Source organism: Rhodococcus sp. 2H158, assembly GCF_053764755.1.
Map to the genome: position 1 here is coordinate 1 of NZ_JBSNCE010000038.1, position 25,958 is coordinate 25,958.

A 25,958-nucleotide genomic window follows, 5' to 3' on the forward strand; every position below is an offset into this window, starting at 1 on the left:
ACCGCGACGACGCGGGCGATGTTGAACCCGGACTGGCCGGCGGGCTGGCCGCAGCCGAGCATCAGGTCGTCGATCTGGGTCGGGTCCAGCTCCGGCACCTTCGCCAGGGCGGCCGCGACCATCTGGGTGGCCAGGTCGTCCGGGCGCACCGTCCTGAGCGACCCCTTCATCGCCCGCCCGATGGGAGAACGGGCGGCGGACACAATCACAGCTTCGGGCATCACGTGCTCCTTGTTTTGTGTTGACGCTTCGAGTCTCTACAGGCCCAGATCGCGGCCGATGAGTTCCTTCATGATCTCGTTGGTGCCGGCCCAGATCTTGGTGACGCGGGCGTCCTTCCATGCACGAGCCACACGGTACTCGTTCATGAAGCCGTAGCCACCGTGGATCTGCACGCACGCGTCCAGAACCTCGGACTGCGTCTGCGCGGTCCACCACTTGGCCTTGGCGGCGTCCACGGCGGTGAGCTTGCCGTCGGCGTGGGCCTCGACGGCCTGGTCGACGTAGGCCTCGGCCACCTCGATCTTGGTGATCAGCTCGGCGAGCAGGAACTTGTTGTACTGCATGGCGCCGATGGCCTGGCCGAACGCCTTGCGCTCCTTCGCGTACTCGATGGTCTCGAGCAGGATGTGCTTGGCGTGGTGCACGTTGTTGACCGCGGAGCCGAGCCGCTCCTGCGGCAGCATCTTCATCATCGAGATGAAGCCCATGCCCTCCTCGCCGATGAGGTTGGCGTGCGGGACGCGGACGTCCTTGAAGAACAGCTCCGCGGTGTCGGCCTCGGGTTGGCCGACCTTGTCGAGCTTGCGGCCGTTCTCGAAGCCCTCCATGCCGCGCTCGACGGCGAACAGGGAGATGCCCTTCGCGCCCTTCGACGGGTCGGTGCGGGCCGCGACGACGACGAGGTCACAGTTGTAACCGTTGGTGATGAAGGTCTTGGCGCCGTTGAGGATCCAGTCGTCACCGTCGCGCACGGCGGTGGTCTTCAGGTTGGCGAGGTCGGAACCGCCGGACGGCTCGGTCATACCGATGGCGCAGATGAGCTCACCGGTGGCGCAGCGCGGCAGCCAGCGCTCACGCTGTTCCTCGTTGCCCAGGTGGACGATGTAAGGAACGGTGATGTCCGAGTGGATGCCCATCGACGACGACAGCGCCATGTTCGCGCGGGCGAACTCCTCGCCGAGGATGGCGTTGAAGCGGTAGTCGTTCGCCTCCATGCCACCGAAGCGCTCCGGGATCTCGAGTCCCAGGAAGCCGGCCTTACCGGCCTCGATCCAGATGTCACGGGGAATCTCGTGACGTTCGATGAGCTCCTCCGCACGGGGCATGACGAACCGGTTCACGAACTCGCGCGCCGACTCGCGGAACGCCTCGTGATCGGGGCCGTACAGGGTGCGTTGCATCAACCGCTCCTCAAATCTGTAAGCATCTGCTTATTTTCTAAGCGTGCGCTTATAGTGAACCGCGGCCGCTATCTTGTCAACCAGGGCCGTAGCAGGAACGGGAGCAGGACGTGAGCACATCGAGGGACGCGGTGATCAGCGGATCGAAGGCCGCGGCCCGCCTACGCGAGGCGGCCGTCGAGGTGTTCGCCGAGAACGGCTACGGCGGCACCACCACCAGGCTGATCGCCGCCCGCCTCGACATGAGCCCGGCCGCGATGTATCCCCACTACAAGTCCAAGGAAGAGCTGCTCTACGCGATCAGCTACGAGGGCCACGACCTGGCCCTCGAGGTCGTGCGCGACGCCGACCTCCCCGGCGAGGACGCCACCACTCGGCTGGCCACCGTCATCGGCCGGTTCGCCGAGTGGCAGGCCGAGCACCACCGCCGTGCCCGCGTCGTCCAGTACGAGCTCACCGCCCTGACGCCCGAGCACTACCGCGTCATCACCGGCTTGCGCCGGCGCACCACCCAGGTCGTCCGCACCATCGTCGACGCCGGCGTCGCCTCGGGTGAGTTCACCGTCCCCGACACCGAGGGCGTCACCCTTGCCCTGATGTCGCTGTGCGTCGACATCTGCCGCTGGTACCCCTCCGGCCGCTACCACGAGCCCCACGCCCTCGCGCACCTCTACTCCGATCTCGCCCTCCGGCTCGTGGGCGCCGTCCGCTAGCATCTGTCCCCACACGACGGATCGGGGGGTCCATGGGCGGGGGGCAATGTTCGCGCGGCTGTCGGTCGTTCGCGCCCGCAATCGATGTCGCGTGTGACCGGGAAGCGCGCGAACGAGAGCGACGACGACACCTGCGCACTCGCGGATGGATCGTCGCCCTCGTCGCGGCCGCGGTCAGCGCGTGCACCGCCGTCACGCCCGCGGCACCCGCGGGACCACCCGCCACCACCACGACGACACGCACACCCCGCATCGTCGACGAATCCGACCGCCCCCCAGTCACGTTCGACCCCTGCCTCGACATCCCCGACCGAGTGCTCGTCGAGGCGGGCTACGACCCGAGGTCGGAGGAGATCAGCGACTTCGCCGCGACGCACTACACCTTCCTCACCTGCCGCTACGAGGGCACCCTGCATATCCCCGGCGTTCTGCGCCGGTACGGACTCAACGTCATGTCCGGCAACATCACTTTCGCCGAGGTGCAGGTGAAGGTCGCCGAGTACTCCACTCCCATCGAGATCAACGGTCGGCGTGCATTGCTCGAACGAGACCCGGGCCGGTCATGGTCGTGCACGGTCAACGTCGAGACCTCCTTCGGTGTCCTCATCGTTTCCCGTGTCTATCACCCCGACCACTCCGCCGAAGTGCCGCAAGACGAGCTATGCGCCGGAATTGAAGACACGACGTCACGCATCGCCGCTCAACTCGCCAACTGAAGGACCGACGTGAGCAAACCGCTACGACTCGACCCACAAACGATCGACGAGATCGTCGCCATCTGCGAGACCATGCTCGCCAATCTCCGCCATGCGATAGACCGAACCGACGAGTTGACCGCGGTCGGAAGCTTCGGTGGATTCGAGTCCGCGGAACAGCTTCGGAAAGGTTTCCTCACCAAGGCCAGAGGCACCCCCGAGTCCGCCTACGAGCGTCTCACCCAGTTCCACGAGGTCCTCTCCCGCATGCGCGACACGTTCGCCGCCGGTGGACAGGGCTTCCTCGACGCCGACTACGACTGGGCCCGGCAACTCGGCACCACCGACTCCGCGTGAACCGCCACTGCGCATCACTCCGGAACCTGGAGAATTCCACGAGTCGTGCTATATCCGCACGGGTTCCGGTCGTCCGCGAACACAATTGGGGGAGCGTATGACTGGGAAAGTCGCCGATGGCTGATGCCGTTCGTTCCTCGGCACGACTCGCCACGAGACCGCACGGTCCGCTACGATGCTGCGCACTACCACGGAATCGGGGGGACTCCATGGACACGTCACTTGATTTTTTGCACGGCACCGGAAGACGCACGGCGCAGCACGTCGCGACCGTGAGCGGAAGTACCGAATAGGGTGCCGGAGAACGAGAATCCCGTCGCAGCGATGCTCGAACCGCTGCTCGAGCATCGGGTACCGGAGCGGGTCGGCGCGCTGGCGGACTGGCACACCAGATTAGTGGCACGGCTCGAAGGCAGCTTCGATCCCGACTACGCCACCGCATTCGAGAACTTCCACAGCATGGAGCACGACGCCATCTATCGAGACGTCCAGAGAATGGACCCGGGCGCGATGCGCAGCCTGGCGGAGAGCTGGCGCAAGATCGCGACCGACATGAGCGTCGGCTTCATCTTCGGAACCCAGATGATCTGCAACAAGATTGCCGAGGGGTGGGAGGGTGACGCGGCGCGGCACGCCGTGGCGGCGACCCGCTCCTTCGCGAGGTCGACCGAACAACTCGTGACCGCGCTGCTTGCGGTGTCGACCAAACTCGCTGCGGCATCGGAGGTCGCTTCGGCTGTGCGGAACAACGTGCAACCACCGCCGGCGCAGATTCCGATGCCGTTGGGCGTGGTGGTGCCCCAGGACACGGCCGAGTTCGCGCGGGCGGCGGAGGCGGCGCACGCCGAGGCGGTACGCGTCATGGAATCGCTCTACGTCCCGCACTACCGGGAATCCGGCACGGCGGTTCCGGTCCTGCCGTCGCCGCACGAGGCGCCGGCAGGATCCGGTCCGGTCGGGGCAGACCTGTCGCGCCACCCCTCGGGCAGCGCGGACGGCCGGGGCGGCGGCACCGGCCCCTCGGCCTCGGTGGCCGGCACCGGGCCCTCGGCATCGGTGGCCGCCACGGACGACGGGCAGATCACGGGCGCTCCCTCCCGCGGCACCTCCGCGACAGACGGTGAAGCAGACCCGGGCGGCCCCGCGCCGGGCGGCGGCGAGCCTTCAGCCACCACCCCGGCCGCGACGACGGCCGGCGCGACGTCGGGTCCGGAGCGATACCCGGGTTCGGGTGGACCTCCGGGCGGACCCGGTGGTCCAACGCCCGGAGGCGCCGGCGGTGGAAGCGGCGGCTCCGGCGCTGCCGGCCCCGGCGGGCTCGGACCCGTGGGTGGCCTACCGGTCGCGAACGGTACGACGAACCCGGCGACGCCGGGCGCCGGCTCCCGCGCCGGGTCGGGCCGCCCGGGCGGCATGTACCCGGGCATGCTGGGCGCCCCGGCGCGTCCTACGCGCGACGACGAGGCCGCCCGCACGGTGCCCAGTTATCTGGTGGGCGCCGACAACGGGAACGAGCTCGTCGGTCCGATGCCGCTCACCGCGCCGCCGGTGCTGGGGGTCGATCCGGCATGAGGTGGCGGCTCACCCCCGACCGGTTCCTGGCCCTGTGGACCGCGACGGGACTCGACGAGATTCCGTTTCCTCTGCGCTACCGCTCCACCGCGCTGTGGGAGGACGAGCACGCCGCGAACCTCGAGGCGGCCCACCGGTGGCGGCGCGCGAATCCCGACGAGCGGCTCACCGCGGCGATAGCGACGATGCGGTACGCGGAGGTCGCCGTCGAGGTGTACGGGCAGCTCTCGCAGGGCTCCGAGTTGCGGCTGCGGGGATGCATCCGGCACGACTCCGCCGTTCTGGCGCGGCAGGATCCGGGACGTGCCGGCGATCTCGTCGTGACGGCGACGGCGGCGTACACGCTGGCGGAGGCGGTCGTGCAGTGCCTACCCGGCGCGCCTCCGGGTACGGCGCCGGCGCTGTCGGCACCCACCGCGGAAGTGGCGGAGTTCGCGCGCCCGACGCAGGTGCTCCGGACCGCGCAGGCGCCCCCGGCCGTCCGGTTGCGGCGGCTGCTGACCGATCCGCGGTCCGGGACGGGCAGCGTACGGGTGCTGTGCTCACCGGACGGTCTGAACTTCACGCCGGTCACCGATCTCGGCTGGTTCGACGTCGCGGGCGACGGGCGGTACCTGTTCCGGACCGGCCACCACACCCACGTCTGCCCGGCCACCCCGGAGCTGCTGCGCGACGAGCTGGCCTACGCGGTCGACGGGGCGCGCGAGAAGCGGGGTCGCGTCGGCGCTGCCGGTTTACGCTGGGTGCATGGCTGAACGGGATCGAACGGTCGACGGCAAACCGCAGAACGCCCGCCCGCGCGACGCGCTGGGGCGCCCGTTGCCCTACGGCGAGGAGGGAGTCGAACGGGTCCCGGAGGACCTGCAACTCGAGCCCGACGAGGCGATCACCGAGGCGCAGCGGCTGCTCGACCACGGGTATCCGTTCCATGCGCACGAGGTGCTGGAGGGCACGTGGAAGTCGGCGCCGGCCGACGAGCGGACGCTGTGGCAGGGCTTGGCGCAGCTCACCGTGGGGCTGACGCATCTGCTGCGGGACAATCCGGCCGGGGCCGCGTCGCTGCTACGGCAGGGGGAGGCTCGGATCCGGCATTACGAGGACGAGCCGCCGCACGGGCTGGACATCGACGGCCTCGCGGCGTGGGCGGAACACCTGCTGACGGAGATCGCGCGCGGCGAGCCGATCCCGGCGCCGCCGATACCGCGGCTGCGGCTGCCCTGATGCCCGTGCTCCCGATGTTCCCGCTGGGAACCGCGCTGCTTCCGGGCGACGCCCTTCCACTCCACGTGTTCGAACCGAGGTATCGCGAGCTGGTCCGGGACTGCCTCGCAGAACCGGACGGGCCGCGGTTCGGCGTGGTGCTCATCGAGCGAGGCCACGAGGTGGGTGGGGGCGAGACCCGCCACGACGTCGGCACCGTCGCGCGGATCGTGATGGACACCGAACTCGACGACGGTCGCTACTTCCTGGAATGCATCGGCGAGGAACGCATCCGGGTGATCGACTGGCTACCGGACGACCCGTATCCGCGGGCGGAGGTCGAGCCGTGGCCGGACACGGAGTCCGGTCCGGTGGACTTCTCCGGCCTGAGCGTGGGGCTCGGCCGGCTGTACGGTCTGCTCGACCGCCTGTCGGGCGGCCGGATCGAACCCCCGAGCATCACCGAACTGCCCGACGAGCCGGGTGCCCGGCTGTTCGCGCTGGCACGCTTCGTCCCTATGGGTGAGGCCGACCGGCTGCAGGTGCTCACGGCGCACGGACCCGCCGAACGGTTGGCCGTGCTGACCGAATGCGTCTCGAACGCTGTCCAACTCGCGCAGTGGCGCCTCGACAGTACGTGAGGGCGAGGGCGACCAGCCTCACGGACAGCGCATGACCTCCCTCGACCGCACCCGCGCGTCTGCCGATCAACCGCTGCCGCACCCCGTCGGTTGCCAGGATGACCGCGCACGTCGCCGGCAGTTGCATCCCGACAGCCGGGAACGAACACACGACGATCCGGGGATCTGCGCGGACCAGAAAAGTTCAATCCCCATGCGGAACACATCAACTGGTATGGTTCTGCCGTCGATAGGGGGGATCGAACAATGTCGAAATGGGGCGTCGTTGTCCTGCAGTTGGCCAAGGTGGCGTTGTGGTATGTGGGAGGCTTGCTGGCCATCGGTGGAATATCGGCAGCAGCGAGCCTGCTGAGGCCGGACCTTCCGGATTCCGGCTGGGCGCCGCCACCACCGATCACGACGACACGCACCGAGTCGCCCACTGCCGCAACACCACCACGCGAACTCCCCCCGGGTTTCCCGTCGATGGAGCGCGCTCCGCTCCCGCCGGAGGTTCCCGAAGGGGAACCGCAACCGGTACCGACACGGTTCGGGCTCACGTACACCACTCCAGCCGGCTGGTTCGGGCAGGGCCAATCGGTCATGGGCTGGAGAAGCCGGGACGGTGCAGCGATGGTGATCGGTTCGGCATCCGCTTTCGGGAAGGAGCACTGCGAGGCGGACGACATGTCGATGCTGGCCGCAGTGGGGATCACGGGGCGCCCCGCGGGCGACCTCCTGACCGTCGCTGCTCACGAAGTCCGGGCGGTCGAATGGATGTACTCCGACGAGGGACGACTGCCGACGATCAACTATTCGGACCCCGTCCATTTCGAGATTTCCGGAAACCCGGCAGTCCGGCTCACGGCGCTGGTGTCCGACATCCCTCCCACCGACGAATGTGACCCGCCGGCAGCGCGATTGGACGTCGTGGCCACCATCGGCCTTGCAACAGCGGAGGTCGCGGTCTTCGTCGTCCGGGCGGATCGCGGTGTGGCCGGACAGCTCGACGACAGCTCTATCGACGATCTCGTCGCGTCGCTGAGGAGATCGTGATGTCCGGGACGCACGAGGAATTCTCCGCCACCACACGCCAAATCGCCGGCGCTGCCGTCGCCGTGCAGGAGATCGGACACGATGTTGTGCGGGCGAACCGGTACCTCGCCGTCCACGGTGAGCCGAACGGCAATTTCGACGGTGTGCTGTTGCAGACGATCCGGGCCGGGTTCCAGTCGGTTCTCCCGTCGGCACAGTCTCGATACTTCCAGGTTGCCGATCTCTGCCTGAAGACCAGCATCGAACTGAACCGATGCGCGTGGATGTACGACGACACCGAGGCACGGAATTACGAACGGCTCAATGCCAACATGCTCTTCCCGGAGTCGGTCGACGCATTCGATCCCGATACACCGGCGGCCGGTCCGGCGCGGCCGTATCCCGGCACCTTCCCGTATGGCGGTCCGGACCGGATCGAGCTCGGTCACCCCGAAACCCTCCCCGAGGACGTCCGTCAGGTCGTCGCGGATGCAGCCGGTTGGCTCGGCGATGTCGACGAGGCGATCGACATGCTGACCGGGTGGAGCCCGATCGCGCAGGTCGTCGAACCGCTGGGCGGAAACTGGAACGAACTCGAGCGCCTCGGCGACGCCTACCGCATCGCCGGGGAGGCGGTAGAAACCAGCGGCGGGAACCTTGCCGCCGTCGTCCGGACCCTGGATCCCCACTGGGGCGGGCTGGCCGCCCGGGCGTTCACGGACTACGCCGACCGCATCGTCGATGCCCTCCGTTGGGAGGGACCGGTCGGACGCGTCATCAAGGAGACGTGCTACCTGGTTGCGGAGAAGATCCGGGAAGGGATCGTCACCGCGGTTCGGTCACTGAAGGAGATGCTCGAAGAAGAAGTGGCATTCGACGACGCGTTGCAGAAGTTGAAGTTCCTGCTGAAGAAGACTCCGTTCGTCGGTACGGCCGCACAGATCGTCACGATCACCCAAATCGTTCAGAACACGATGGAATTCGTCGACGATGTAGTGGACCGGATCCGCGAGCTCGCCGACGCACTGAAGGAATTCCTCGACGCACTGTCGTCGCCGGCGGACGTCCTGAAGGATCGGGTCGAGCAGAAGCTGGCGCCGCTGACCGAGGCGCACGAGCGCACCGAGCACAGGGCGGCGGTGGCCATCGACCTCGCCGGCGTCGCAGACGTGAGCGGCCCCGTGAACAAGCCCTCCAGCGCGTATTCGGTCGGTGAGGACCCGTGGGCGGATGCGATATGAGGGAAGTACCGCCGCACCTCGACAGTCCACTGCGGCGAATCCACCAGGCCGTGACCGACCTCGAAGCCGCCGTGATCCGCGCACGACGGTTCGCCGGCGCCGACCGGGACCGACGCATCGAGGTCGACGATGCGTTGATGGAACAACTCGCAGCGACCGCGGACGCGTCCCCCGAGTTGCGGCTGTATGCGTCGAGAGTCGCTGCCGGACAGTGCCGGTGGTCCGAGATCGAGGTGACGGCGCTTCCGGTTCCGCCGGAGGTGGCCGAACTGAAGACGAATCCGCGGCTCCGGTGGTTCCCGGAGCCGCCGCGTACCTCGACTGCAGCCGGGCAGGAATGGGAGTCCTACCGGATCCCCTGGCAGTAGCTCCCCTACCGTGGTGGCCGCGGCGGTGTGTCCTTCGGGCTGCCAGGACAGCCCGAAGGACACACCGGCCGGGTGCGGTCGCTCAGCACCGTCACCCGACGATCACCACGTCCAGGGTCCGCGGCCCGTGCACGCCCTCTACTCGTTCGAGTTCGATGTCGGAGGTTGCGGACGGGCCGCTGATCATGGTGGTGGGCCGCTCCGGAACCAGCCGGGCCAGTGCCTCCGGGACCCCGACCTCGACGTCGGCGAGCGGCACCACGCACACGTGCAGGTCCGGCACCAGGGTCAGCGCACGCCGCCCCTGGCCCGGGCTCCCGTCGAGGAAGATCGTGCCGGTCTCGGCGCACGTGACGGCGGAGGCGGTGACGACGCCGTCGAGTGCGCCGAGGTCCGGCGCGGGGATCTCGGCCGAGTCCACCACCACGTCACCGTCGAACCGCGCCAGCCACGAGGGATCAAGTCCGGCGGGAATTCCCACGCGCCGCACACCCCGCTCCGCGAGAACCCGTGCGAGCACGTCGGGCAGGTCGCCGGGCGTGCACTCGTGCACGTGTGCCTTGTAGTCGACGAGCCGGTCCACGAGCAGTTCCCGGCGCTGCGCGTCGGGCAGGGTGCGTCCGGTGCGATAGTCGCGCGGAACCTGCACGGGCTCCGGCGGAGCCAGGGTCAGGGCGTCGCGGATCCGGCCGAGGACCACATCCCGGGTGCTCACTGCTGTCGTCCCTTCTCGCGAGCCTGCGCCAGCGCGGCCCGCCCCTCGTCCGAGTTCCACCATTGCCGGAACGTCTGTTTCGGTGGTGCCGGAATGTCGCGCGCCTCGGTCCAGCCTCCCAGCGGCCCGGGCAGCGTCGTGATCTTCCCCTTCCTCCCGGCGAGGAGCCGGCCGAGTCCGGCGGCCTTCTGCGCGGCCGTCCACCGGCGCGACGACGACATCGCCAGCGAGGCCGCCTTCATCGCCGCGGCCTCGACCCCGAACGGCGCGTGCTCGACCTTCTGGTGCCGCAGTTCGACCAGCAGCGACGGGATGTCGATCTTGACCGGGCACGCGTCGAAACATGCCCCGCACAGGCTCGACGCGAACGGCAGGGTCGCGTTGGGGTCACCCGGTGTGTCCATGCCGGCGAGTTGCGGGCTGAGCACGGCGCCGATCGGTCCGGGATACGTCGAGCCGTAGGCGTGCCCGCCGGTGCGCTCGTACACCGGGCACACGTTCAGGCAGGCCGAGCACCGGATGCAGTGCAGCGCTTCGCGTCCCACCCCGTCGGCGAGCGCGGCGGTGCGGCCGTTGTCGAGCAGCACGAGGTGGAACTCCTGCGGTCCGTCGCCGGGGGTGACGCCGGTCCACATCGACGTGTACGGGTTCATCCGCTCCCCCGTCGACGACCGCGGCAGCAGTTGCAGGAACACCTCGAGGTCCCGGAAGGTCGGCAGCAGCTTCTCGATGCCCATCACCGTGATGAGGGTCTGCGGCAGGGTCAGGCACATGCGACCGTTGCCCTCGGATTCGACGACGGCGAGCGTGCCGGTCTCGGCGATCCCGAAGTTCGCGCCCGACACCGCGACAGGCACGGTCATGAATTTCCGGCGCAGGAACTTGCGGGCCGCGGCCGCGAGATGTGCCGGGTTGTCGTCGAGATCGGGGTCGACATCGGGCATCTCGCGCAGGAAGATCTCGCGGATCTCGGCGCGGTTGCGGTGGATGGCGGGGACGAGGATGTGCGACGGCTTGTCGTGACCCAACTGGACGATGAGTTCGGCGAGATCGGTCTCGTAGGCCGTAATCCCGTGGTCCTCGAGATGCTCGTTGAGCCCGATTTCCTGCGTGGCCATCGACTTGACCTTGATGACCTCGTCCGAGCCGGTCTTGCGGACCAGGTCGGTGACGATGGCGTTGGCCTCGGCGGCGTCGGCCGCCCAGTGCACGACGCCACCGCGGGCGACGACCGCCGCCTCGAGCTCGATGAGCAGTTCCGGCAGCCGGCTGAGCACGTCGCGCTTGACGGCGGCGCCGGCGTCGCGGAGCTGCTGCCAGTCGGGCAGTTCGTCGGTCACGTTCAGCCGCTTGGCCCGGATGGTGTGGGTGGCCTTGCCGATGTTGCGGCGCAGCTGGGTGTTCGCGAGTTCGTGATGCGCTGCGGCGGGGAACTTCTCGGTGCCGCGCAGGTTGCCGGAGCCGCGCGGGGGGACGGCGGGCATGCCGAGAACGGTCATGCGGGCACTCCCTTCGGCGCGACGGCCGGTTCGACGGAGGCGAGGATCTCCGCGAGGTGGATGGTGCGGGTCCCGGTGCGCAGGCGCGAGAGCCCGCCGCCGATGTGCATCAGGCACGACGAGTCGCCGGCGCTGCAGTATTCGGCGCCGGTCGCGGTGATGTTGCACAGTTTGTCCGCGAGCATCGCGGTGGAGGTCTCGGCGTTCTTGATCGCGAAGGTGCCGCCGAACCCGCAGCAGGAGTCGGCCTCGGGCAGTTCGACGAGGTCGATCTCGCGGACCGCCCGCAGCAGTTGCAGCGGTTTGTCGCCGACGCGCAGCATGCGCAGCGAATGGCAGGTGGGGTGGTAGGTGACCCGGTGCGGGAAGTAGGCGCCGACGTCGGTGACGCCGAGGACGTCGACGAGGAACTCGGACAGCTCGTACGTCTTCGCCTTCACCGTGTCGACGCGGCCGCACAGCGACGGCGAGCCGTAGCGGGTGGCGACGATCTCGTGCTGGTGCCGCACGGAACCGACGCAGGATCCGGACGGCGCGACGATCGCGTCGATGTGGGTGTCGCCGAAGGTGTCGGCGTAGTTCTCGACGAGGGGCAGCGCGTCGGGCTGGTAGCCGGTGTTGACGTGCATCTGGCCGCAGCAGGTCTGGCCTTCGGGGAAGACGACGTCGTGGCCGAGCCGGGTGAGGAGCAGGGCGGTGGCCGAGACGGCACCGGGGAACATCGTGTCCCCGAGGCACGTCGCGAACAGGGCGATTCGCATGTGGATCTCCGCATCGGGTCTATGTGGTCAGACCACAGTAACGCATGGTCGGTGCGGTGCGTCACCCCCTCGGCCGAAATTCTCCCGGAACGCTCCGGCGCTCGATTGTGACCGGGGTCATGGTGTACGGTCCTGTGGTCTGACCACAGAACCCGCCGCGGTCTGCGGCGCAAACCGGGAGTTTCATGTGGAAACCGAATTGCTGGCGGTGACGTACACGCCGTCGACCACCGCCGTCGCCGGCAACCTCACCGCGACGGCCCTGCTGGGCCTGGTCCCCCTACTGACGTTCTTCGTGCTGCTCGCCGGCCTCAAGCTCAAGGCCTGGTACTCCGGGCTCGGCGCGCTCGCCGTCGCACTCGTCGTCGCCGTCGTCGGCTTCGGCATGCCGGCACCGCTGGCCGGGCTGTCTGCGCTGCAGGGCATCACGTTCGGCCTGTTCCCGGTCATGTGGATCGTGGTGACCGCAATCTGGTTCTACGAACTCACCGTTGTCAGTGGACGTTTCGAGGACTTGCGGCACGTGTTCAACTCGGTCGGTCACGGCGACATGCGCATCCAGGCGATGCTCATCGCATTCTGCTTCGGCGGCATGCTCGAGGCGCTCGCCGGATTCGGCGCGCCGGTCGCCATCACCGGCGCGATGCTCATCGCGATCGGCATGCCCCCGATCCGCGCCGCCGTCACCGTGCTCGTCGCGAATACCGCACCGGTTGCGTTCGGCGCCATGGCAATTCCGATCACCACCGCCGGCAACCTCACCGGCATCCCGCCGACCGAGATCGCGGCCGTCGTCGGCCGGCAGACGCCGGTCCTGGCGTGGTTCGTGCCGTTGCTGTTGCTGCTACTGGTCGACGGCCGGCGCGGCGTCCGGCAGGTGTGGCCGATCGCGCTGGTCACCGGTTTCGCCTTCGCGGTCGCCCAGTACTGGTGCTCGAGCCACTTCTCGTACGAACTCACCGACGTCGTCGCGTCCCTCGTCGGGCTCGCCGCCGCCGTCCTCATGCTGCGGTTCTGGCGGCCCACCACGCCCGAGGACCAGCATTCGCACGTCACGGCCGAACCGATCGGCGCCGTGCGCACGGCGATGGCCCTGTTCCCGTACCTGCTCGTCATCGTGGTGTTCGGCATCGCCAAGCTGTGGACACTCGGCGTCGACGTACCGAAGTGGCTGTCGGGCAACGACATCAAGATCGAGTGGCCCGGGCTGTACGGGAACCTGCTCACCGCGAGCGGGGATCCGTCGACCGGGGCGATCTACACGCTGCCGTGGTTGTCGAATCCCGGTACGCTCCTGCTGCTCTCGGGGATCATCGTCGGTGTCGTGTACACGGTGTACAGCGACGGCGGACGGTTCCCGATGACCGTCCGGCTCACTTTCCGCACCTTCGCCGAAACACTGTGGAAGATGCGGCTTTCCATCGCCACAGTGGCGACCGTGCTCGGCCTGGCGTACGTGATGAACCACTCCGGGCAGACCGTCGCGATCGGTACGTGGCTCGCCGGCACCGGCGCGATCTTCGCGTTGCTGTCGCCGATCCTCGGCTGGCTGGGTACCGCCGTCACCGGCTCGGACACCTCGGCGAACGCGCTGTTCGCGCGGCTGCAGCAGACCGCGGGCCAGGCCGCGGGTATCGATCCGACGCTGCTGGTCGCGGCGAACACCTCCGGCGGTGTCGTCGGCAAGCTGATCAGCCCGCAGAACCTCACCATCGCGGCGACCGCAGTCGCCCGGCCGGGGAGCGAGCCGCTGCTGCTGCGCAAGGTCGTCGGCTACAGCGTCGGGATGCTCGCTCTGTTGTGTGTGCTGGTGTATCTCCAGTCGACTCCGGTGCTGTCGTGGATGCTGCCGTGAGCCGGCACTACCGGGGCGGGTGCAGCCCGGTCAGCTCGTAGTGCAGTGTGGGCGTGCGCATGACCTTGTGGGCGGCACGCACCAGGTAGTGCTGCAGCACGGGATACTTGCGGTCGATCGCGCGTGCCGCGGCCACCGACTCGGCGCCCGACAGCAGCCGGGCGGTGGCCTCGACCGCGGATCCGGTGACCCTCCCCCGCCACGTGCACGGACTGATGCGCACCTCGGGAAAGTTCTTCAACCGCTTGTTCTTCGATGCCCGCCCGGGCGTACGGAAATAGGCGCGATCGCCCCGCACCGCGATGTTGACGGGGGTGTCGACCCAGCTGCCGTCCCGTTTCCGGGTCTGCAGCAGCACCACCTTCTCGGCGACGAACGGTTCGAGCTCGGGAGGAATCGGTTCGGTCATGACTGCTCCTCACAACGATCACTGTCTCCCAGGATCCGCGCGTTCGGTGCGACCGGCAAACGGCATAGGCTCGCACCATGTCGCAGTCCGAGCCCCGCGCATGGGAGACCGTGTTGAACCACCTCGAGCAGCAACTGGTCTCGGGACAGCTCGCCCCCGGCCAGCGGTTGCCCGGGGAACGCGTCCTGGCCGCCGAGCTCGGGGTGGGCCGTTCGTCGGTGCGGGAGGCACTGCGCGTGATGGAAGCGCTCGGGTTGCTCACCGCGCAGACCGGCTCCGGGCCCACCGCGGGCGCGATGATCGTCTCGCGGCCCACCGGCGGCATGTCTATGCTCATGCGCCTGCAGGTGGCAGCGCAGAATTTCCCGGTGTCGGACGTGGTGCAGACCCGTCTCGTCCTCGAGACCGAGGTGATGCGCGCGCTGGCCGCGAGCGACCCCACCCCGGACCTGTCGCACGCCGAGCAACTGCTCGACGCGATGGACGACGCGACGCTCGCCGCACACGAATTCCTGGTGCTCGACGCCCGGTTCCACATCGCGATGGCGGACGCGGCCGGAAACCAGGTGATCGCGGCGATGATGACGGGCCTGCGCGACTCGATCGAAAGCTACGTGCTCGCCGGCGCCCCACTGACCACGTGGCCCACGACGTGCACCCGGCTGCGCTGCGAGCACCGCGGGCTGCTCGAAGCCGTTCGGGCGGGCGATCCCGAGCTGGCCCGCGCTCGTATCGTCGAGCACATTCGCGGCTACTACGCGGAGAGCCTGGGGCGCCCGGATGCCCCTGAACGCGAGCACCCTCGACCTCGTGTATAGTTGGCGATGCAACGCGGGGTGGAGCAGCTCGGTAGCTCGCTGGGCTCATAACCCAGAGGTCGCAGGTTCAAATCCTGTCCCCGCTACCACCACCGGCCCGGACTCTCACGAGTCCGGGCCGGTTTCGTTGTCCCGTGCGAAACTCTGTGGGCCGAGCGAATGTATCGCTCATCTCGACAGCGGTAGCGACCGATACATTCGCTCCGAGCCAGGGCGAGCAGGCGGGTACATTCCCGCTGTGTACGGATCAGTCGGGCGACCGCGGAGTGTGCGATGAGCGAGGACGACCCGGGCGGGCGACCGGCGCAGCGTGAGAACGCCGGCCGGCGTGCTCCCCGCTGGCTGCGGCCGGCAATCGTGTACGTGCTGTTCGCCGTCGCCGCCTATCAGCTCTCGGGTTGGCTGTTCCACAATCTGCGCGGCTTCCTGGGCCTGCTGTTCCTGGCGTGGTTGCTGAGCATCACCCTCGAGCCGGTCGTCGATTGGCTCGAACGCGTCGGCATGCGGCGCGGCGCCGCCACCGGCCTGGTGCTCTTCTCTCTGCTGGCCTTCGCGATCGGGTTCGTCGCGCTGTTCGGCACCCTGTTCGTCGAGCAGCTGGGCCAGCTGCTGAAGGCCCTGCCGGACGCCCTCACCGCGGTCACCGAATGGGCCAACCGCGTCTTCGACACGAATTTCGCCACCGGTCCCGAGCTCCTCCGCCTGACCCCGGAGACCGTCCGGGAGCTGGTCCAGCGGTTCACCCCCGGGGTCCTGGGGGTGGTGTCGTCTGTGGTGGGAGTGGTCTTCCAGGCCATGACGATGCTGCTGTTCGTGTTCTACATGTCGGCTGAGGGACCGGCGATGCGCCGCACGATCTCGAGCTGGTTCCCGGCCCGGCAGCAGCAGGTGATCTCGACGGTGTGGGAGACCTCCGTCGAGAAGGCCGGCGGATACGTCGTCTCGCGGCTCATCCTGGGTGCGGTCAGCGCCGTGGGCACCGGCATCTTCCTGATGGTGATCGGTGTGCCGTACTGGCTGCCGCTCGCGCTGTGGACCGGGGTCGTGTCGCAGTTCGTGCCCACCCTCGGGACGTATCTCGCAATCGCGCTGCCGGCGATCATCGCCGCGGCCAACCAGCCGATCGACGGGCTGTGGGTCGTGTTGTTCGGCACTGCCTATCAGCAGGTCGAGAACTACGTACTGCACCCGCGGATCACGTCGAAGACCGTGTCGATCCACCCGGCCGTCGCGTTCGGTTCGGTGATCGTCGGCGCGTCGCTGTTCGGTGCGATCGGGGCGCTGGTGTCGGTGCCCGTCGTCGCCGTGCTGCAGGCGTTGGTCGAAACATACGGACGCCGCTACGAACTCGTCGTCGACCCCACCGGCAGGACGAAGCCCGAGCCGGAACCCCGCGACGACGAGGACGGCTGAACGTTACTGCCGCGGCACCCGGCCCATGAGATAGAACTCGGGATTGGGCATCATTCCGGTCACGCTGGCCATCTTGTTGCTCAGGCCGAAGAACGCGGTGATCGCGGCGATGTCCCACGCGTCCTCGTCGGTGAAGCCGTGGGCGTGCAGGGCCGCGAAGTCGGCGTCGTCGACGTCGTAGGCCCGCTCGTTGACCTTGGTGGCGAAGTCGAGCATCGCGCGTTGCCGCGGAGTGATGTCGGCGGTGCGGTAGTTGACCGCCACCTGGTCGGCCACCGTCGGCTTCTTCTCGTAGATCCGCAGAATCGCGCCGTGCGCCACGACGCAGTACAGGCAGTTGTTGGCGGCGGAGATCGTGGTCACGATCATCTCCCGGTCGCCCTTGGTCAGGCCAGAGTCCTCCCGCAACATGATCGCGTCGTGGTACGCGAAGAAGGCCCGCCACTCGGCGGGACGTCGCGCGAAGGTGAGGAACACGTTGGGCACGAACCCCGACTTCTCCTGTACTTCGAGGACGCGCGCTGCGATGTCCTCGGGCAGATCCTTCAGTTCCATGGCGGGAAAGCGCGTGCTCACAAGGTCTCCTGGTCCGGTCGGGACAACGGACCCTGAAGTTAACGGGAATTAACCGAATTGTCCAGATCGCCGCGCCGCGGCGGTCACCGGTCGAACCACGACTGCGCGTCGAGACGGAAGCCTTCCGCGCCGACGACCGTGCGCAGATCGGCTTCGAGCTGCCGCAGGCGCTCGGAGCCCAACGTCCGGTCCCACCGGCCACGGAGTTCGTCGAAGATCACCGCGGAGCGCCGGAGGCAGTCGAGGCCTCGGTCGGTGAGGACGACGGTCTTCGCGCGCGCATCGGAGGGATCCGCCTCCCGCCGCACGTACCCGAGTTGCTCGAGCCGATCCACCGTCTTGCCCGCCGCCTGCTTGGACACGCCGAGACGGCGGCCGACCTCGCTGGCCGAGGCGCCGGCGGTTCCGATGGCCTGCATCGCGAAGCCGTGCGCGGGGCGCACGTCCGGATGCCCCTCCTCGGCGAGCTGCCGATGCAGAGCGTCGACCAGGGCACGGAATCCCGCGAACAGCAGGAGTGGCAGCTCGTAGCCGGGGCCTTGCGCCGATTCGACAACCTGGTTTACCATTTCGTCAACCATGTTGTCTATCTTAACGGAGAACGGTTCGATGCCCACCACCTTCACCCGTCACAGCCCCGAGACCGCGTCGCCCGCAGCCCGGCCGATCATGTCGGCGATCGGACGAGAGTTCGGATTCGTGCCCGACCCCGTCGCGCTCATGGCCGAATCCCCCGAACTGCTGTCGGCCTTCACCCGCGCCAACGCACTGTTCGAGCGCAGCAGCCTCGGCGAGATCGAGCGGGAGGTGCTGGTGCTGACAATCGCCACCCGCAACGAATGCCACGTGTGCGTCGCCCTGCACAGCGCGAAGCTCGCCAGGATAGGGGCACCCGGGGACCTCGTCGACGCACTGCGCACCGGCCGGGCCCTCGCCGACGAACGACTCGAGGTCCTGCGGAGGTTCACCCTGGCGGTACTCGATTCGGCCGGTGCGGTGCCCGACGACCGGTGGGCCGAGTTCACCGCGGCGGGGTTCACGGCGCGCAACGCACTCGAGGTGGTCCTCGGTGTCGGCACCTTCACCCTCTCGACGCTCGCCAACCGCCTCACCGACGCCGAGCTGGACCCGCCGCTCGCGCCGTTCGCGTGGCGACGCGAGGAGGTCGCCCCGTAACGCAGACGGCCGAATGTCACACGAGTTCAGTCAGATCGAACGCGTGTGACATTCGGCCCGTCAGGGGAGGAAGGGTCAGACGATGAGCTTCGCGGCGGTCGCGGCCACGACGTCATCGACACTCACGCCGGGCGCGGTCTCGACGAGCTTCAGGCCCTCGTCGGTGACGTCGATGACCGCCATGTCGGTGATGATCCGCTGGACGCAGTGCTTGCCGGTGAGCGGCAGGGTGCACTCCTCGAAGATCTTGGGCTCGCCCTTCTTGGTGACGTGCTCCATCATCACGATGACGCGCTTGGCGCCGTGGACGAGGTCCATCGCGCCGCCCATGCCCTTGACCATCGCGCCGGGAATCATCCAGTTGGCGATGTCGCCCTTGGCGGAGACCTGCATCGCGCCGAGGACGGCGACGTCGATCTGACCGCCGCGGATCATGCCGAAGGACTCCGCCGAGTCGAAGAACGAAGCCCCGGGGATGACCGTGATGGTCTCCTTGCCGGCGTTGATGAGCTCGGGGTCGAGCTCGTCCTCGGTCGGATACGGCCCGACACCGAGCACGCCGTTCTCCGAGTGCAGGATCACCTCGACGTCCGGGTCGAGGTAGTTGGGCACCAGGGTCGGCATGCCGATGCCGAGGTTGACGTACTGGCCGTCCGAGAGTTCCGCGGCCACGCGCGCGGCCATCTGCTCACGGGTGAGCTTCTGGATGGTGGTGGCTGCCTGGGTCATGAACGGACCGTCCGATTCTCGATGCCGACAGTGACGGGGCCGACGTGCACGACGCGCTGGACGTGGATGCCGGGGGTATGGATCTCGTTGGGGTCGAGCTCGCCGGGTTCGACGAGGTGCTCGACCTGCGCGATGGTGATGCGGCCCGACGTGGCGGCGGGCGGGTTGAAGTTGCGGGCGCTCGTGCGGTAGACGAGGTTGCCGTGCCGGTCGCCCTTCCAGGCGTGGACCAGGGCGTAGTCGGCGACGATTCCGCGTTCCATGACGTAGGTCTCGCCGTCGAACTCGCGGGTCTCCTTCGGCGGGGACGCGACGGCGATACCGCCCTTGCCGTCGTAGCGCAGCGGCAGGCCACCCTCCTCGACCTGGGTGCCGACGCCCGCGGGGGTGAAGAACGCGGGGATGCCGGCGCCGCCGGCGCGCAGCCGCTCCGCGAGGGTGCCCTGCGGGGTCAGCTCCACCTCGAGTTCGCCGGAGAGGTACTGCCGCGCGAACTCCTTGTTGGAGCCGACGTAGGAGGAGATGGTGCGGCGGATGCGGCCCTTCTCCAGCAGCACCCCGAGGCCGAAGCCGTCGGTGCCGCAGTTGTTGCTGACCGTCTCGAGGTCGGTGGCGCCCTGTTCGAGCAGCGCGTTGATCAGGATTTCCGGAACGCCGACCAGACCGAATCCGCCCACGGCGATGGTGACGCCGTTCGGGATGTCGGCTACGGCCTCGGCGGCGGTGGCAACGACTTTGTCCATGCCTCTACGATAGCGGTAGTTGTGCGTAATGTGAACCCTCGTCCGTAGTACGAACCATTTCGGGACTGTTTCATTTCCGAATATTGATTCGGCCAGGACGACCCACTAGCCTCGTACGCATAGCGTCCCTCCGTCCATATCGCGAACACGCATCGAACACCGAGGTCCCATGCTTCACCTGCCGCCGCGCTTCGCCCGCCCCGAAGGCGTGCACCCGCCGCTCGACTTCCCCGACTACAGGACCACCGCGCGGCGCCGTCCGGCGCAGCCGCTGACGCTCGTCCCGCAGCGGCTCGGCGAGCTCACCGGGCCGGTCCTCGGCGAGGACCGCGTGCAGGAGGGGGACGCCGACCTGAGCATCGCCAACGGCGGCGAGGCCGCCGGCCAGCGGATCATCGTGCACGGCCGCGTCCTCGACGGCGACGGCAAGCCCGTCCCCCACGCGCTGCTCGAGGTGTGGCAGGCCAACGCCGCCGGCCGCTACCGGCACGTCGACGACAACTGGCCCGCCCCGCTGGACCCGTTCTTCAACGGCGTCGGCCGCTGCGTCACCGACGCGGCGGGCCGATACCGGTTCACCACCGTCAAGCCCGGGGCCTACCCGTGGCGCAACCACCACAACGCCTGGCGTCCCGCCCACATCCACTTCTCGTTGTTCGGCACGGCGTTCACGCAGCGGCTCGTCACCCAGATGTACTTCCCCGACGACCCGATGTTCTTCCAGGACCCCATCTACAACGCGGTGCCTGCCGAGGCGCGGCACCGGATGGTCAGCGTCTTCGACTACGACGCCACCGTCGACAACTGGGCCCTCGGCTTCCGCTTCGACATCGTCCTGCGCGGACGCGAGGCCACCCCCTTCGAGAACGAGGAGGACGACGATGAGTGAGTTCGCTCCTCGTTACCCCGTCACCCCGGGCGACCAGAGCACCGCCGCCTTCGGCCCCACGCCGTCGCAGACCGTCGGTCCGTACTGGAAGATCGGCCTCGAGTGGGCCGACGGCGCGGACGTCGTCCCCGCCGACACCCCCGGCCGGATCACCGTGCGCATCACCGTGATCGACGGGAACCGCGAGCCGATCGCCGACGCCATGGTCGAGACCTGGCAGGCCGACGCCGAGGGCCGGTTCGGCGCCGAGGGCTTCCGCGGCTTCGCCCGCAGCGCCGCCGACGACACCGGCACCGCCGCGATCCACACGGTCAAGCCCGGCGCCCACGAGTCCGACACCGAGGCCGACGAGGCGCCGCACCTGAACGTCGGGATCTTCGCGCGCGGCATGCTCGACCGCCTCTGCACCCGCATGTACTTCCCGGAGGACCTCGCCGCGCACGCCTCCGACCCGGTGCTCACCGCGCTGCCGGAGTCGCAGCGGCACAAGCTGATCGCCGACAAGTCCGACGACGGCTACGCCTGGACCGTATACGTTCAGGACCTCGATCCGAACGGTGTGGAGACGCCGTTCTTCGCGATCTAGACGGGAGCGTGCCTTGACCGTGCCGGCGCAGTCCGACAACACCCGCGGTGCCCTCTTCGACCCCGTGTTCGGGGCCGGCGACCTCGCACCGCTGCTGTCCGACCGGGCGTGGATCGCCGCCCTGCTCGACGTCGAGGTGGCGATCACGCGCGCCGCCGAGAAGCACGGTCGCGCCACCGCCGCCGACGTCACGGCCGTCGCCGCGGCGGCCGGGGAACTCACCCGCGAACTGGACCCGGCCGAACTGGGCCGGCTCTCCGCGGCCGGGGGCAATCCGGTGATCCCACTGGTGAAGATCCTGCGGGAGCGCGCGCAGGCCCCCGCCGCCGCGGTGCACGTCGGGGCCACGAGCCAGGACGTACTCGACACCGCGCTGATGTTGCTGGCGCACAAGGCCGGCCGGCTCGTCGTCGCCGAGCTGCGCGGCGCCGCCGAGGCGGCGGCACGCCTGGCCCGCCGGCACCGCGACACCCCGATGGTCGCGCGCACCCTCGGGCAGCAGGCGCTGCCCACCACGTTCGGGGCCCTCGCCGCGACGTGGCTCGTCGCGCTCGACGACGCCACCGCCTCGCTCGACCGCGCCCTCGTCTCACTGCCCGCCCAATATGGCGGCGCAGCAGGCACTCTCGCCGCAGTACACCCGGACGGCCTCGCGTTCGCGGACACCCTGGCGGACCTGCTCGGGCTGGCCAGGCCCCTCGTGCCGTGGCACACCGCGCGTACCCCCGTGACCGGGCTGGCGGCCGCCCTGGGGGTCGCCGCGGGCGCGGTCGCCAAACCCGCCACCGACGTCGTCCTCATGGCCGCAACCGAACTCGGCGAGGTCAGCGAGGACGCGCCGGGCGGATCGTCGGCGATGCCGCACAAGCGCAATCCGGTCGCGGCGATCACCGCCCGGGCGGCCGCGCGGCGCGTGCCCGGCCTCGTCGCGACCGCCCTCGCGTCGACGGACCACGAGTTCGCCCGCGCCGCGGGCGCCTGGCATGCCGAGTGGGAGACGCTCACCGACCTGCTCCGGCTGACCGGTGGTGCGGCCCATCAGCTTTCGGTCAGCCTGACCGGGCTGCACGTCCACGCCGACGCGTTGACCCGCAACCTCGAACTCACCGGCGGAGCGATCCTCGCGGAGAAGGTCGCCGCGGCGCTGTCCGAGCACACCGGCTCGGCGCGCGAGATCGTCACCGCGGCGGTCCGCGCCGGCACTCCGCTCGACCGCGATCCCGGCATCGTCGAGCACCTCGGCGCCGACCGGGTCCGCGCCCTGCTCGATCCCAGCCGCTATCTCGGCCACGCCGGCGACCTCGTCGACCGCGCCCTGGCCCACCACGACACCACCGCCGACCGGCCCCTTGGAGGACAGGCATGACCGTCACGCTCAACTACGAACAGCACGGCGACCCCACCGCTCCGCCGGTGGTGCTGCTCGGGTCCCTCGGCTCCGACCTGTCGATGTGGGCGCCGCAGATCACCGCGCTGTCCCCGATCGCCAACGTCGTCGCCGTCGACCACCGCGGGCACGGCAAGTCCCCCGTCGTCGACGGCCCCTACACGATGGCCGATCTCGGCGGCGACGTCGTCGCGCTGCTCGACTCGCTCGGCCTCGGCTCGGTGCACTTCGTGGGCCTGTCGCTCGGTGGCGCCGTCGGCCAGTGGCTCGCCGCGCACCACCCCGAACGCGTCCGCACCCTGACCCTGCTGTGCACGTCCGCCGCCTTCGCCCCGGCCCAGCCGTGGCTCGACCGCGCCGCCACGGTCCGCGCCGACGGGCTGGCGTCCATCGCCGAGTCCATCGTCGGCCGCTGGTTCACCCCGGGCCTCGCCGAACGCGACCCCGATCTGGTCGCGCGGCACGTCGAGATGGTGGCAGGCACCAGCGACGAGGGCTACGCCGCGTGCTGCGAGGCGCTGGCGACGTGGGACGGGCGCCCCGACCTCGCCCGCATCGTCGCGCCGACCCTCGTCGTCGCCGGTGCCCAGGACCCGGCCACCCCGCCGGCCACCATGGAGCAGATCGCCGACGGCATCGCCGGCGCCGCCTTCCACGTCGTCGACCCGGGCGCGCACCTGGCCAACGTCGAACAGGCGGGCCGGATCACCGCCCTGATCCGCGAGCACATCACCCGCGCCACCCCCGCCGGCGCGCAGCGCACCGCCGCCTTCGAGCAGGGCATGCGGGTGCGGCGCTCGGTGCTCGGCGACGCGCACGTCGACCGGGCGATGTCGGCGGCCACTGCGTTCACCGAGCCGTTCCAGGACTTCATCACCCGCACCGCGTGGGGCGACGTCTGGTCCCGGCCCGGACTGGACCATCACACCCGCCGGCTGCTGACGCTGGCGATCCTCACCGCCGTCGGCAACGAGCACGAACTCGACATGCACATCCGGGCGGCCCTGCGCGCCGGTCTCGACCCCGACGAGCTCGTGGAAGTATTCCTGCACACCGCGATCTACGCGGGAGTGCCGAACAGCAACCGGGCGTTCGCGCTCGGCAGGCAGGCGCTCGCAGACGGCGAGGGGAGCACTACACCATGACGATCACCGACGGCGACCCGATCGCGGCGACCGCAGCGTCGCCGGACTACGTGCAGTCGCTCGCGCGCGGACTGTCCGTCATCAAGGCGTTCGACGCCGAGCACCCCAGGCGCACCCTCAGCGAGGTGGCCAGGGCCACCGACCTGACCCGGGCCACCGCGCGACGGTTCCTGCTCACGCTGGTCGAGCTCGGATACGTACGTACGGACGGCTCCCAGTTCTGGCTGACCCCGCGCGTGCTCGAGCTCGGCTACAGCTACCTGTCGAGCCTGACGCTGCCGGAGGTGGCGCGCCCGCACCTCGAGGCGCTGGCGCAGAAGGTCCACGAGTCGACGTCGGTGTCTGTGCTCGACGCCGGCGACGTCGTCTACGTCGCACGGGTTCCGGTCAGCCGCATCATGACCGTCTCCATCACCATCGGCACGCGCTTTCCCGCACACGCCACCTCGATGGGGCGCGTCCTGCTCGCCGGGCTCTCCCCCGCCGAACTCGACGCGTACCTCGCCACCGCGACGCTCGAGCCGCTCACCTCCCGCACCCTGATCACGGCCGACGGGTTGCGCGCGGAGCTCGACCGGATCCGGCGCGACGGCTACTGCATCGTCGACCAGGAACTCGAGGAGGGGCTCCGCTCGCTGGCCGCGCCCATCCGCGACGCCTCCGGCGCCGTCGTCGCCGCCGTGAACATCTCCACCCAGGCCGCCCGCTACAGCCTCGACGCCGTGCGGAGCGAACTCGTGCCCGCCGTGATCGAGACGGCAGCGGCGATCTCGGCCGATCTCGCCCGGACCCAGAAACACTGAACCCGAATACCGACAAGGAAACTGCCATGCGCGACGTAGTGATCTGCGAACCCCTCCGTACCCCCGTCGGCCGCTTCGGTGGCGTCCTGAAGGACGTCGCACCGGAAGACCTCGCCGCCAACGTGATTCGCGAGCTCGTCGCCCGCACCGGCATCTCCGGCTCCGACGTCGACGACGTGATCCTCGGCCAGGCCTCGCCCAACGGGGAAGCCCCCGCCCTCGGCCGCGTCGCCGCCCTCAACGCCGGTCTCGGCGTGGAGGTTCCGGGCCAGCAGGTCGACCGTCGCTGCGGCTCGGGGCTGCAGGCCGTCCTGCAGGCCGTCATGCAGGTCCAGTCCGGCGGCAGCGACCTGATCCTCGCGGGTGGTGCCGAGTCCATGAGCCAGGCCGAGTTCTACGCCACCGGCATGCGCTGGGGCGTCAAGGGTGAGGCCGTGGCCCTGTCCGACCGCCTGGCCCGCGCCCGGGTCACCGCCGGCGGCCGCGACTTCCCCGTGCCGGGCGGCATGATCGAAACGGCCGAGAACCTGCGCGCCGAGTTCGCCATCAGCCGCGCCGACCAGGACGCCCTGGCGGTCCAGTCGCACCAGCGCGCCGTGGCCGCGCAGCAGGACGGCGTGTTCGCGCAGGAGATCGTCCCGGTGGCCGTGCCCCAGCGCAAGGGTGATCCGCTCGTCGTCGACACCGACGAGCACCCGCGCGCCGACACCCGCGTCGAGTCCCTCGCCAAGCTGCGCCCGATCCGCGGCAGGATCGACCCGGAGTCGACCGTCACCGCCGGCAACGCCAGCGGTCAGAACGACGGTGCCGCGCTGGCGATCGTCACCACCGCCGAGAAGGCCGCGCAGCTGGGCCTGCGCCCGCTGGCCCGGCTGGCGAGCTGGGCGGTGGCCGGCGTGCCGCCGCGCACCATGGGCATCGGCCCGGTTCCGGCCACGGAGAAGGCCCTCGGCCGCCTCGGCCTGAGCCTGGCGGACATGGACGTGATCGAGCTCAACGAGGCGTTCGCCGCGCAGACCCTCGCCGTGACCCGCAGCTGGGGCCTCGAGCCCGACGACGCGCGCCTGAACCCCCACGGGTCGGGCATCTCGCTCGGCCACCCCGTCGGCGCGACCGGCGGCCGCATCCTCGCCACCCTGCTGCGCGAGCTCGACCGCCGCGAGGGCCGCTACGGCCTCGAGACGATGTGCATCGGCGGTGGCCAGGGCCTGGCCGCGGTGTTCGAGCGGGTGTAGACGCACGTGTGTCCT

30 protein-coding genes and 1 tRNA gene are annotated in these 25,958 nt (G+C 69.5%); 21 read left to right on the top strand and 10 right to left on the bottom strand.

Features of this window, described 5'->3' with window-relative positions; all coding sequences use genetic code 11:
* A partial coding sequence (locus tag ACWPOB_RS26030) for a thiolase family protein (RefSeq protein ID WP_455402596.1) occupies positions 1-221 on the bottom strand: 221 nt, incomplete at its 3' end.
* A gap of 36 nt (positions 222-257) precedes the next feature.
* Positions 258-1,403, bottom strand: a complete 1,146-nt coding sequence (locus ACWPOB_RS26035; protein ID WP_006940667.1) for an acyl-CoA dehydrogenase family protein — start codon at positions 1,401-1,403, stop codon at positions 258-260.
* 110 nt (positions 1,404-1,513) lie between these two features.
* Between ACWPOB_RS26035 and ACWPOB_RS26040 the strand changes: the two genes are divergently transcribed.
* From ACWPOB_RS26040 to ACWPOB_RS26085, 10 genes are all read left to right on the top strand, one after another.
* Complete coding sequence (locus tag ACWPOB_RS26040) at positions 1,514-2,116, top strand: TetR/AcrR family transcriptional regulator (protein WP_100056343.1); 603 nt, start codon at positions 1,514-1,516, stop codon at positions 2,114-2,116.
* A gap of 32 nt (positions 2,117-2,148) precedes the next feature.
* Entirely contained in the window at positions 2,149-2,832 is a 684-nt protein-coding gene (locus tag ACWPOB_RS26045; RefSeq protein WP_455402597.1) for a DUF3558 domain-containing protein, read from the top strand.
* 9 nt (positions 2,833-2,841) lie between these two features.
* A complete protein-coding gene (locus ACWPOB_RS26050) occupies positions 2,842-3,168 on the top strand; it encodes a hypothetical protein (RefSeq protein WP_100056341.1) in 327 nt (108 codons plus the stop codon).
* A gap of 294 nt (positions 3,169-3,462) precedes the next feature.
* A complete protein-coding gene (locus ACWPOB_RS26055; RefSeq protein ID WP_455402598.1) occupies positions 3,463-4,740 on the top strand; it encodes a WXG100 family type VII secretion target in 1,278 nt (425 codons plus the stop codon).
* Positions 4,737-5,495, top strand: coding sequence for an ESX secretion-associated protein EspG (locus tag ACWPOB_RS26060; protein WP_455402599.1), 759 nt, complete (start codon positions 4,737-4,739; stop codon positions 5,493-5,495). The genes ACWPOB_RS26055 and ACWPOB_RS26060 overlap by 4 nt, the downstream gene beginning before the upstream one ends.
* Complete coding sequence (locus ACWPOB_RS26065) at positions 5,488-5,961, top strand: DUF309 domain-containing protein (RefSeq protein ID WP_006940659.1); 474 nt, start codon at positions 5,488-5,490, stop codon at positions 5,959-5,961. The genes ACWPOB_RS26060 and ACWPOB_RS26065 overlap by 8 nt, the downstream gene beginning before the upstream one ends.
* Positions 5,961-6,581: an LON peptidase substrate-binding domain-containing protein gene (locus tag ACWPOB_RS26070; RefSeq protein WP_100056377.1), complete on the top strand. Its 621-nt coding sequence runs from the start codon at positions 5,961-5,963 to the stop codon at positions 6,579-6,581. The genes ACWPOB_RS26065 and ACWPOB_RS26070 overlap by 1 nt, the downstream gene beginning before the upstream one ends.
* 666 nt (positions 6,582-7,247) lie before the next feature.
* Positions 7,248-7,616 carry a hypothetical protein gene (locus ACWPOB_RS26075; RefSeq protein ID WP_455402600.1) on the top strand — a complete coding sequence of 123 codons (369 nt, stop codon included), beginning with the start codon at positions 7,248-7,250 and terminating at the stop codon, positions 7,614-7,616.
* Positions 7,616-8,836: a hypothetical protein gene (locus ACWPOB_RS26080; RefSeq protein WP_455402601.1), complete on the top strand. Its 1,221-nt coding sequence runs from the start codon at positions 7,616-7,618 to the stop codon at positions 8,834-8,836. The genes ACWPOB_RS26075 and ACWPOB_RS26080 overlap by 1 nt, the downstream gene beginning before the upstream one ends.
* Positions 8,833-9,204 (top strand): hypothetical protein, encoded by a 372-nt coding sequence (locus ACWPOB_RS26085; RefSeq protein ID WP_455402602.1) that lies wholly within the window; start codon positions 8,833-8,835, stop codon positions 9,202-9,204. The genes ACWPOB_RS26080 and ACWPOB_RS26085 overlap by 4 nt, the downstream gene beginning before the upstream one ends.
* A 91-nt stretch (positions 9,205-9,295) precedes the next feature.
* On the opposite strand, the gene ACWPOB_RS26090 is transcribed toward ACWPOB_RS26085, so the two are convergent.
* Genes ACWPOB_RS26090 through ACWPOB_RS26100 form a run of 3 tightly spaced genes read right to left on the bottom strand, consistent with a single transcriptional unit; the run spans position 9,296 to position 12,179 of the window.
* Entirely contained in the window at positions 9,296-9,919 is a 624-nt protein-coding gene (locus ACWPOB_RS26090) for a LutC/YkgG family protein (RefSeq protein ID WP_100056373.1), read from the bottom strand.
* Positions 9,916-11,418 (bottom strand): LutB/LldF family L-lactate oxidation iron-sulfur protein, encoded by a 1,503-nt coding sequence (locus ACWPOB_RS26095; RefSeq protein ID WP_455402603.1) that lies wholly within the window; start codon positions 11,416-11,418, stop codon positions 9,916-9,918. The genes ACWPOB_RS26090 and ACWPOB_RS26095 overlap by 4 nt, the downstream gene beginning before the upstream one ends.
* Positions 11,415-12,179: a (Fe-S)-binding protein gene (locus ACWPOB_RS26100; protein WP_455402604.1), complete on the bottom strand. Its 765-nt coding sequence runs from the start codon at positions 12,177-12,179 to the stop codon at positions 11,415-11,417. The genes ACWPOB_RS26095 and ACWPOB_RS26100 overlap by 4 nt, the downstream gene beginning before the upstream one ends.
* Positions 12,180-12,366: 187 nt before the next feature.
* Here ACWPOB_RS26100 and ACWPOB_RS26105 point away from each other — a divergent pair, with 187 nt between their 5' ends.
* Positions 12,367-14,034, top strand: coding sequence for an L-lactate permease (locus ACWPOB_RS26105; RefSeq protein ID WP_455402605.1), 1,668 nt, complete (start codon positions 12,367-12,369; stop codon positions 14,032-14,034).
* A 7-nt stretch (positions 14,035-14,041) separates the two neighbouring features.
* Here ACWPOB_RS26105 and ACWPOB_RS26110 read toward each other — a convergent pair whose 3' ends face one another.
* Positions 14,042-14,443, bottom strand: coding sequence for a PPOX class F420-dependent oxidoreductase (locus tag ACWPOB_RS26110; RefSeq protein ID WP_100056371.1), 402 nt, complete (start codon positions 14,441-14,443; stop codon positions 14,042-14,044).
* Positions 14,444-14,520: 77 nt separating this feature from the next.
* Here ACWPOB_RS26110 and ACWPOB_RS26115 point away from each other — a divergent pair, with 77 nt between their 5' ends.
* The 3 genes from ACWPOB_RS26115 to ACWPOB_RS26125 all read left to right on the top strand — a co-directional run bounded on the left by ACWPOB_RS26115 (position 14,521) and on the right by ACWPOB_RS26125 (position 16,674).
* Positions 14,521-15,261 carry a FadR/GntR family transcriptional regulator gene (locus ACWPOB_RS26115; RefSeq protein WP_100056370.1) on the top strand — a complete coding sequence of 247 codons (741 nt, stop codon included), beginning with the start codon at positions 14,521-14,523 and terminating at the stop codon, positions 15,259-15,261.
* 12 nt (positions 15,262-15,273) lie between these two features.
* A tRNA-Met gene (locus ACWPOB_RS26120) sits at positions 15,274-15,350 on the top strand.
* 184 nt (positions 15,351-15,534) lie between these two features.
* Positions 15,535-16,674 (top strand): AI-2E family transporter, encoded by a 1,140-nt coding sequence (locus ACWPOB_RS26125; protein ID WP_455402606.1) that lies wholly within the window; start codon positions 15,535-15,537, stop codon positions 16,672-16,674.
* Positions 16,675-16,677: 3 nt separating this feature from the next.
* Here the strand turns inward: ACWPOB_RS26125 and ACWPOB_RS26130 are convergent, their stop codons facing one another.
* Both ACWPOB_RS26130 and ACWPOB_RS26135 read right to left on the bottom strand, forming a co-directional pair.
* Positions 16,678-17,229, bottom strand: a complete 552-nt coding sequence (locus ACWPOB_RS26130) for a peroxidase-related enzyme (protein ID WP_100056368.1) — start codon at positions 17,227-17,229, stop codon at positions 16,678-16,680.
* A 104-nt stretch (positions 17,230-17,333) separates the two neighbouring features.
* Positions 17,334-17,867 carry a MarR family winged helix-turn-helix transcriptional regulator gene (locus ACWPOB_RS26135; RefSeq protein WP_455402607.1) on the bottom strand — a complete coding sequence of 178 codons (534 nt, stop codon included), beginning with the start codon at positions 17,865-17,867 and terminating at the stop codon, positions 17,334-17,336.
* On the opposite strand from ACWPOB_RS26135, the gene ACWPOB_RS26140 reads away from it, so the two are divergent.
* Entirely contained in the window at positions 17,860-18,426 is a 567-nt protein-coding gene (locus ACWPOB_RS26140; protein ID WP_455402608.1) for a carboxymuconolactone decarboxylase family protein, read from the top strand. The genes ACWPOB_RS26135 and ACWPOB_RS26140 overlap by 8 nt on opposite strands.
* 75 nt (positions 18,427-18,501) lie before the next feature.
* Here the strand turns inward: ACWPOB_RS26140 and ACWPOB_RS26145 are convergent, their stop codons facing one another.
* Together ACWPOB_RS26145 and ACWPOB_RS26150 are read right to left on the bottom strand one after the other, a co-directional pair.
* A complete protein-coding gene (locus ACWPOB_RS26145) occupies positions 18,502-19,155 on the bottom strand; it encodes a CoA transferase subunit B (protein ID WP_455402609.1) in 654 nt (217 codons plus the stop codon).
* On the bottom strand, positions 19,152-19,898 hold the full coding sequence (locus ACWPOB_RS26150) for a CoA transferase subunit A (RefSeq protein WP_455402610.1): 747 nt from the start codon (positions 19,896-19,898) through the stop codon (positions 19,152-19,154). The genes ACWPOB_RS26145 and ACWPOB_RS26150 overlap by 4 nt, the downstream gene beginning before the upstream one ends.
* Before the next feature lie 169 nt (positions 19,899-20,067).
* On the opposite strand from ACWPOB_RS26150, the gene pcaH reads away from it, so the two are divergent.
* Genes pcaH through ACWPOB_RS26180 form a run of 6 tightly spaced genes read left to right on the top strand, consistent with a single transcriptional unit; the run spans position 20,068 to position 25,943 of the window.
* Positions 20,068-20,787 carry a protocatechuate 3,4-dioxygenase subunit beta gene (pcaH, locus tag ACWPOB_RS26155; protein WP_100056364.1) on the top strand — a complete coding sequence of 240 codons (720 nt, stop codon included), beginning with the start codon at positions 20,068-20,070 and terminating at the stop codon, positions 20,785-20,787.
* Positions 20,780-21,373: a protocatechuate 3,4-dioxygenase subunit alpha gene (gene pcaG, locus ACWPOB_RS26160; RefSeq protein ID WP_455402611.1), complete on the top strand. Its 594-nt coding sequence runs from the start codon at positions 20,780-20,782 to the stop codon at positions 21,371-21,373. The genes pcaH and pcaG overlap by 8 nt, the downstream gene beginning before the upstream one ends.
* 13 nt (positions 21,374-21,386) lie before the next feature.
* Positions 21,387-22,739, top strand: coding sequence for a lyase family protein (locus tag ACWPOB_RS26165; RefSeq protein WP_455402612.1), 1,353 nt, complete (start codon positions 21,387-21,389; stop codon positions 22,737-22,739).
* On the top strand, positions 22,736-23,905 hold the full coding sequence (pcaDC, locus tag ACWPOB_RS26170) for a bifunctional 3-oxoadipate enol-lactonase/4-carboxymuconolactone decarboxylase PcaDC (RefSeq protein ID WP_100058420.1): 1,170 nt from the start codon (positions 22,736-22,738) through the stop codon (positions 23,903-23,905). Before ACWPOB_RS26165 ends, pcaDC begins: the two co-directional genes overlap by 4 nt.
* Complete coding sequence (locus ACWPOB_RS26175; protein WP_100058421.1) at positions 23,902-24,708, top strand: IclR family transcriptional regulator; 807 nt, start codon at positions 23,902-23,904, stop codon at positions 24,706-24,708. The genes pcaDC and ACWPOB_RS26175 overlap by 4 nt, the downstream gene beginning before the upstream one ends.
* Before the next feature lie 26 nt (positions 24,709-24,734).
* Entirely contained in the window at positions 24,735-25,943 is a 1,209-nt protein-coding gene (locus ACWPOB_RS26180; protein ID WP_455402613.1) for an acetyl-CoA C-acetyltransferase, read from the top strand.
* The last annotated feature ends 15 nt before the right edge of the window (positions 25,944-25,958 follow it).

Bases quoted from the DNA above. Each gene is read 5' to 3' on its own strand.
- ACWPOB_RS26035 (WP_006940667.1), bottom strand. From the start codon at position 1,403: ATGCAACGCACCCTGTACGGCCCCGATCACGAGGCGTTCCGCGAGTCG.
- ACWPOB_RS26045 (WP_455402597.1), top strand. From the start codon at position 2,149: ATGGGCGGGGGGCAATGTTCGCGCGGCTGTCGGTCGTTCGCGCCCGCA.
- ACWPOB_RS26060 (WP_455402599.1), top strand. From the start codon at position 4,737: ATGAGGTGGCGGCTCACCCCCGACCGGTTCCTGGCCCTGTGGACCGCG.
- ACWPOB_RS26065 (WP_006940659.1), top strand. From the start codon at position 5,488: ATGGCTGAACGGGATCGAACGGTCGACGGCAAACCGCAGAACGCCCGC.
- ACWPOB_RS26070 (WP_100056377.1), top strand. From the start codon at position 5,961: ATGCCCGTGCTCCCGATGTTCCCGCTGGGAACCGCGCTGCTTCCGGGC.
- ACWPOB_RS26075 (WP_455402600.1), top strand. From the start codon at position 7,248: ATGTCGATGCTGGCCGCAGTGGGGATCACGGGGCGCCCCGCGGGCGAC.
- ACWPOB_RS26080 (WP_455402601.1), top strand. From the start codon at position 7,616: ATGTCCGGGACGCACGAGGAATTCTCCGCCACCACACGCCAAATCGCC.
- ACWPOB_RS26085 (WP_455402602.1), top strand. From the start codon at position 8,833: ATGAGGGAAGTACCGCCGCACCTCGACAGTCCACTGCGGCGAATCCAC.
- ACWPOB_RS26095 (WP_455402603.1), bottom strand. From the start codon at position 11,418: ATGACCGTTCTCGGCATGCCCGCCGTCCCCCCGCGCGGCTCCGGCAAC.
- ACWPOB_RS26100 (WP_455402604.1), bottom strand. From the start codon at position 12,179: ATGCGAATCGCCCTGTTCGCGACGTGCCTCGGGGACACGATGTTCCCC.
- ACWPOB_RS26110 (WP_100056371.1), bottom strand. From the start codon at position 14,443: ATGACCGAACCGATTCCTCCCGAGCTCGAACCGTTCGTCGCCGAGAAG.
- ACWPOB_RS26115 (WP_100056370.1), top strand. From the start codon at position 14,521: ATGTCGCAGTCCGAGCCCCGCGCATGGGAGACCGTGTTGAACCACCTC.
- ACWPOB_RS26125 (WP_455402606.1), top strand. From the start codon at position 15,535: ATGAGCGAGGACGACCCGGGCGGGCGACCGGCGCAGCGTGAGAACGCC.
- ACWPOB_RS26130 (WP_100056368.1), bottom strand. From the start codon at position 17,229: ATGGAACTGAAGGATCTGCCCGAGGACATCGCAGCGCGCGTCCTCGAA.
- ACWPOB_RS26140 (WP_455402608.1), top strand. From the start codon at position 17,860: ATGCCCACCACCTTCACCCGTCACAGCCCCGAGACCGCGTCGCCCGCA.
- ACWPOB_RS26145 (WP_455402609.1), bottom strand. From the start codon at position 19,155: ATGACCCAGGCAGCCACCACCATCCAGAAGCTCACCCGTGAGCAGATG.
- ACWPOB_RS26150 (WP_455402610.1), bottom strand. From the start codon at position 19,898: ATGGACAAAGTCGTTGCCACCGCCGCCGAGGCCGTAGCCGACATCCCG.
- pcaH (WP_100056364.1), top strand. From the start codon at position 20,068: ATGCTTCACCTGCCGCCGCGCTTCGCCCGCCCCGAAGGCGTGCACCCG.
- pcaG (WP_455402611.1), top strand. From the start codon at position 20,780: ATGAGTGAGTTCGCTCCTCGTTACCCCGTCACCCCGGGCGACCAGAGC.
- pcaDC (WP_100058420.1), top strand. From the start codon at position 22,736: ATGACCGTCACGCTCAACTACGAACAGCACGGCGACCCCACCGCTCCG.
- ACWPOB_RS26175 (WP_100058421.1), top strand. From the start codon at position 23,902: ATGACGATCACCGACGGCGACCCGATCGCGGCGACCGCAGCGTCGCCG.
- ACWPOB_RS26180 (WP_455402613.1), top strand. From the start codon at position 24,735: ATGCGCGACGTAGTGATCTGCGAACCCCTCCGTACCCCCGTCGGCCGC.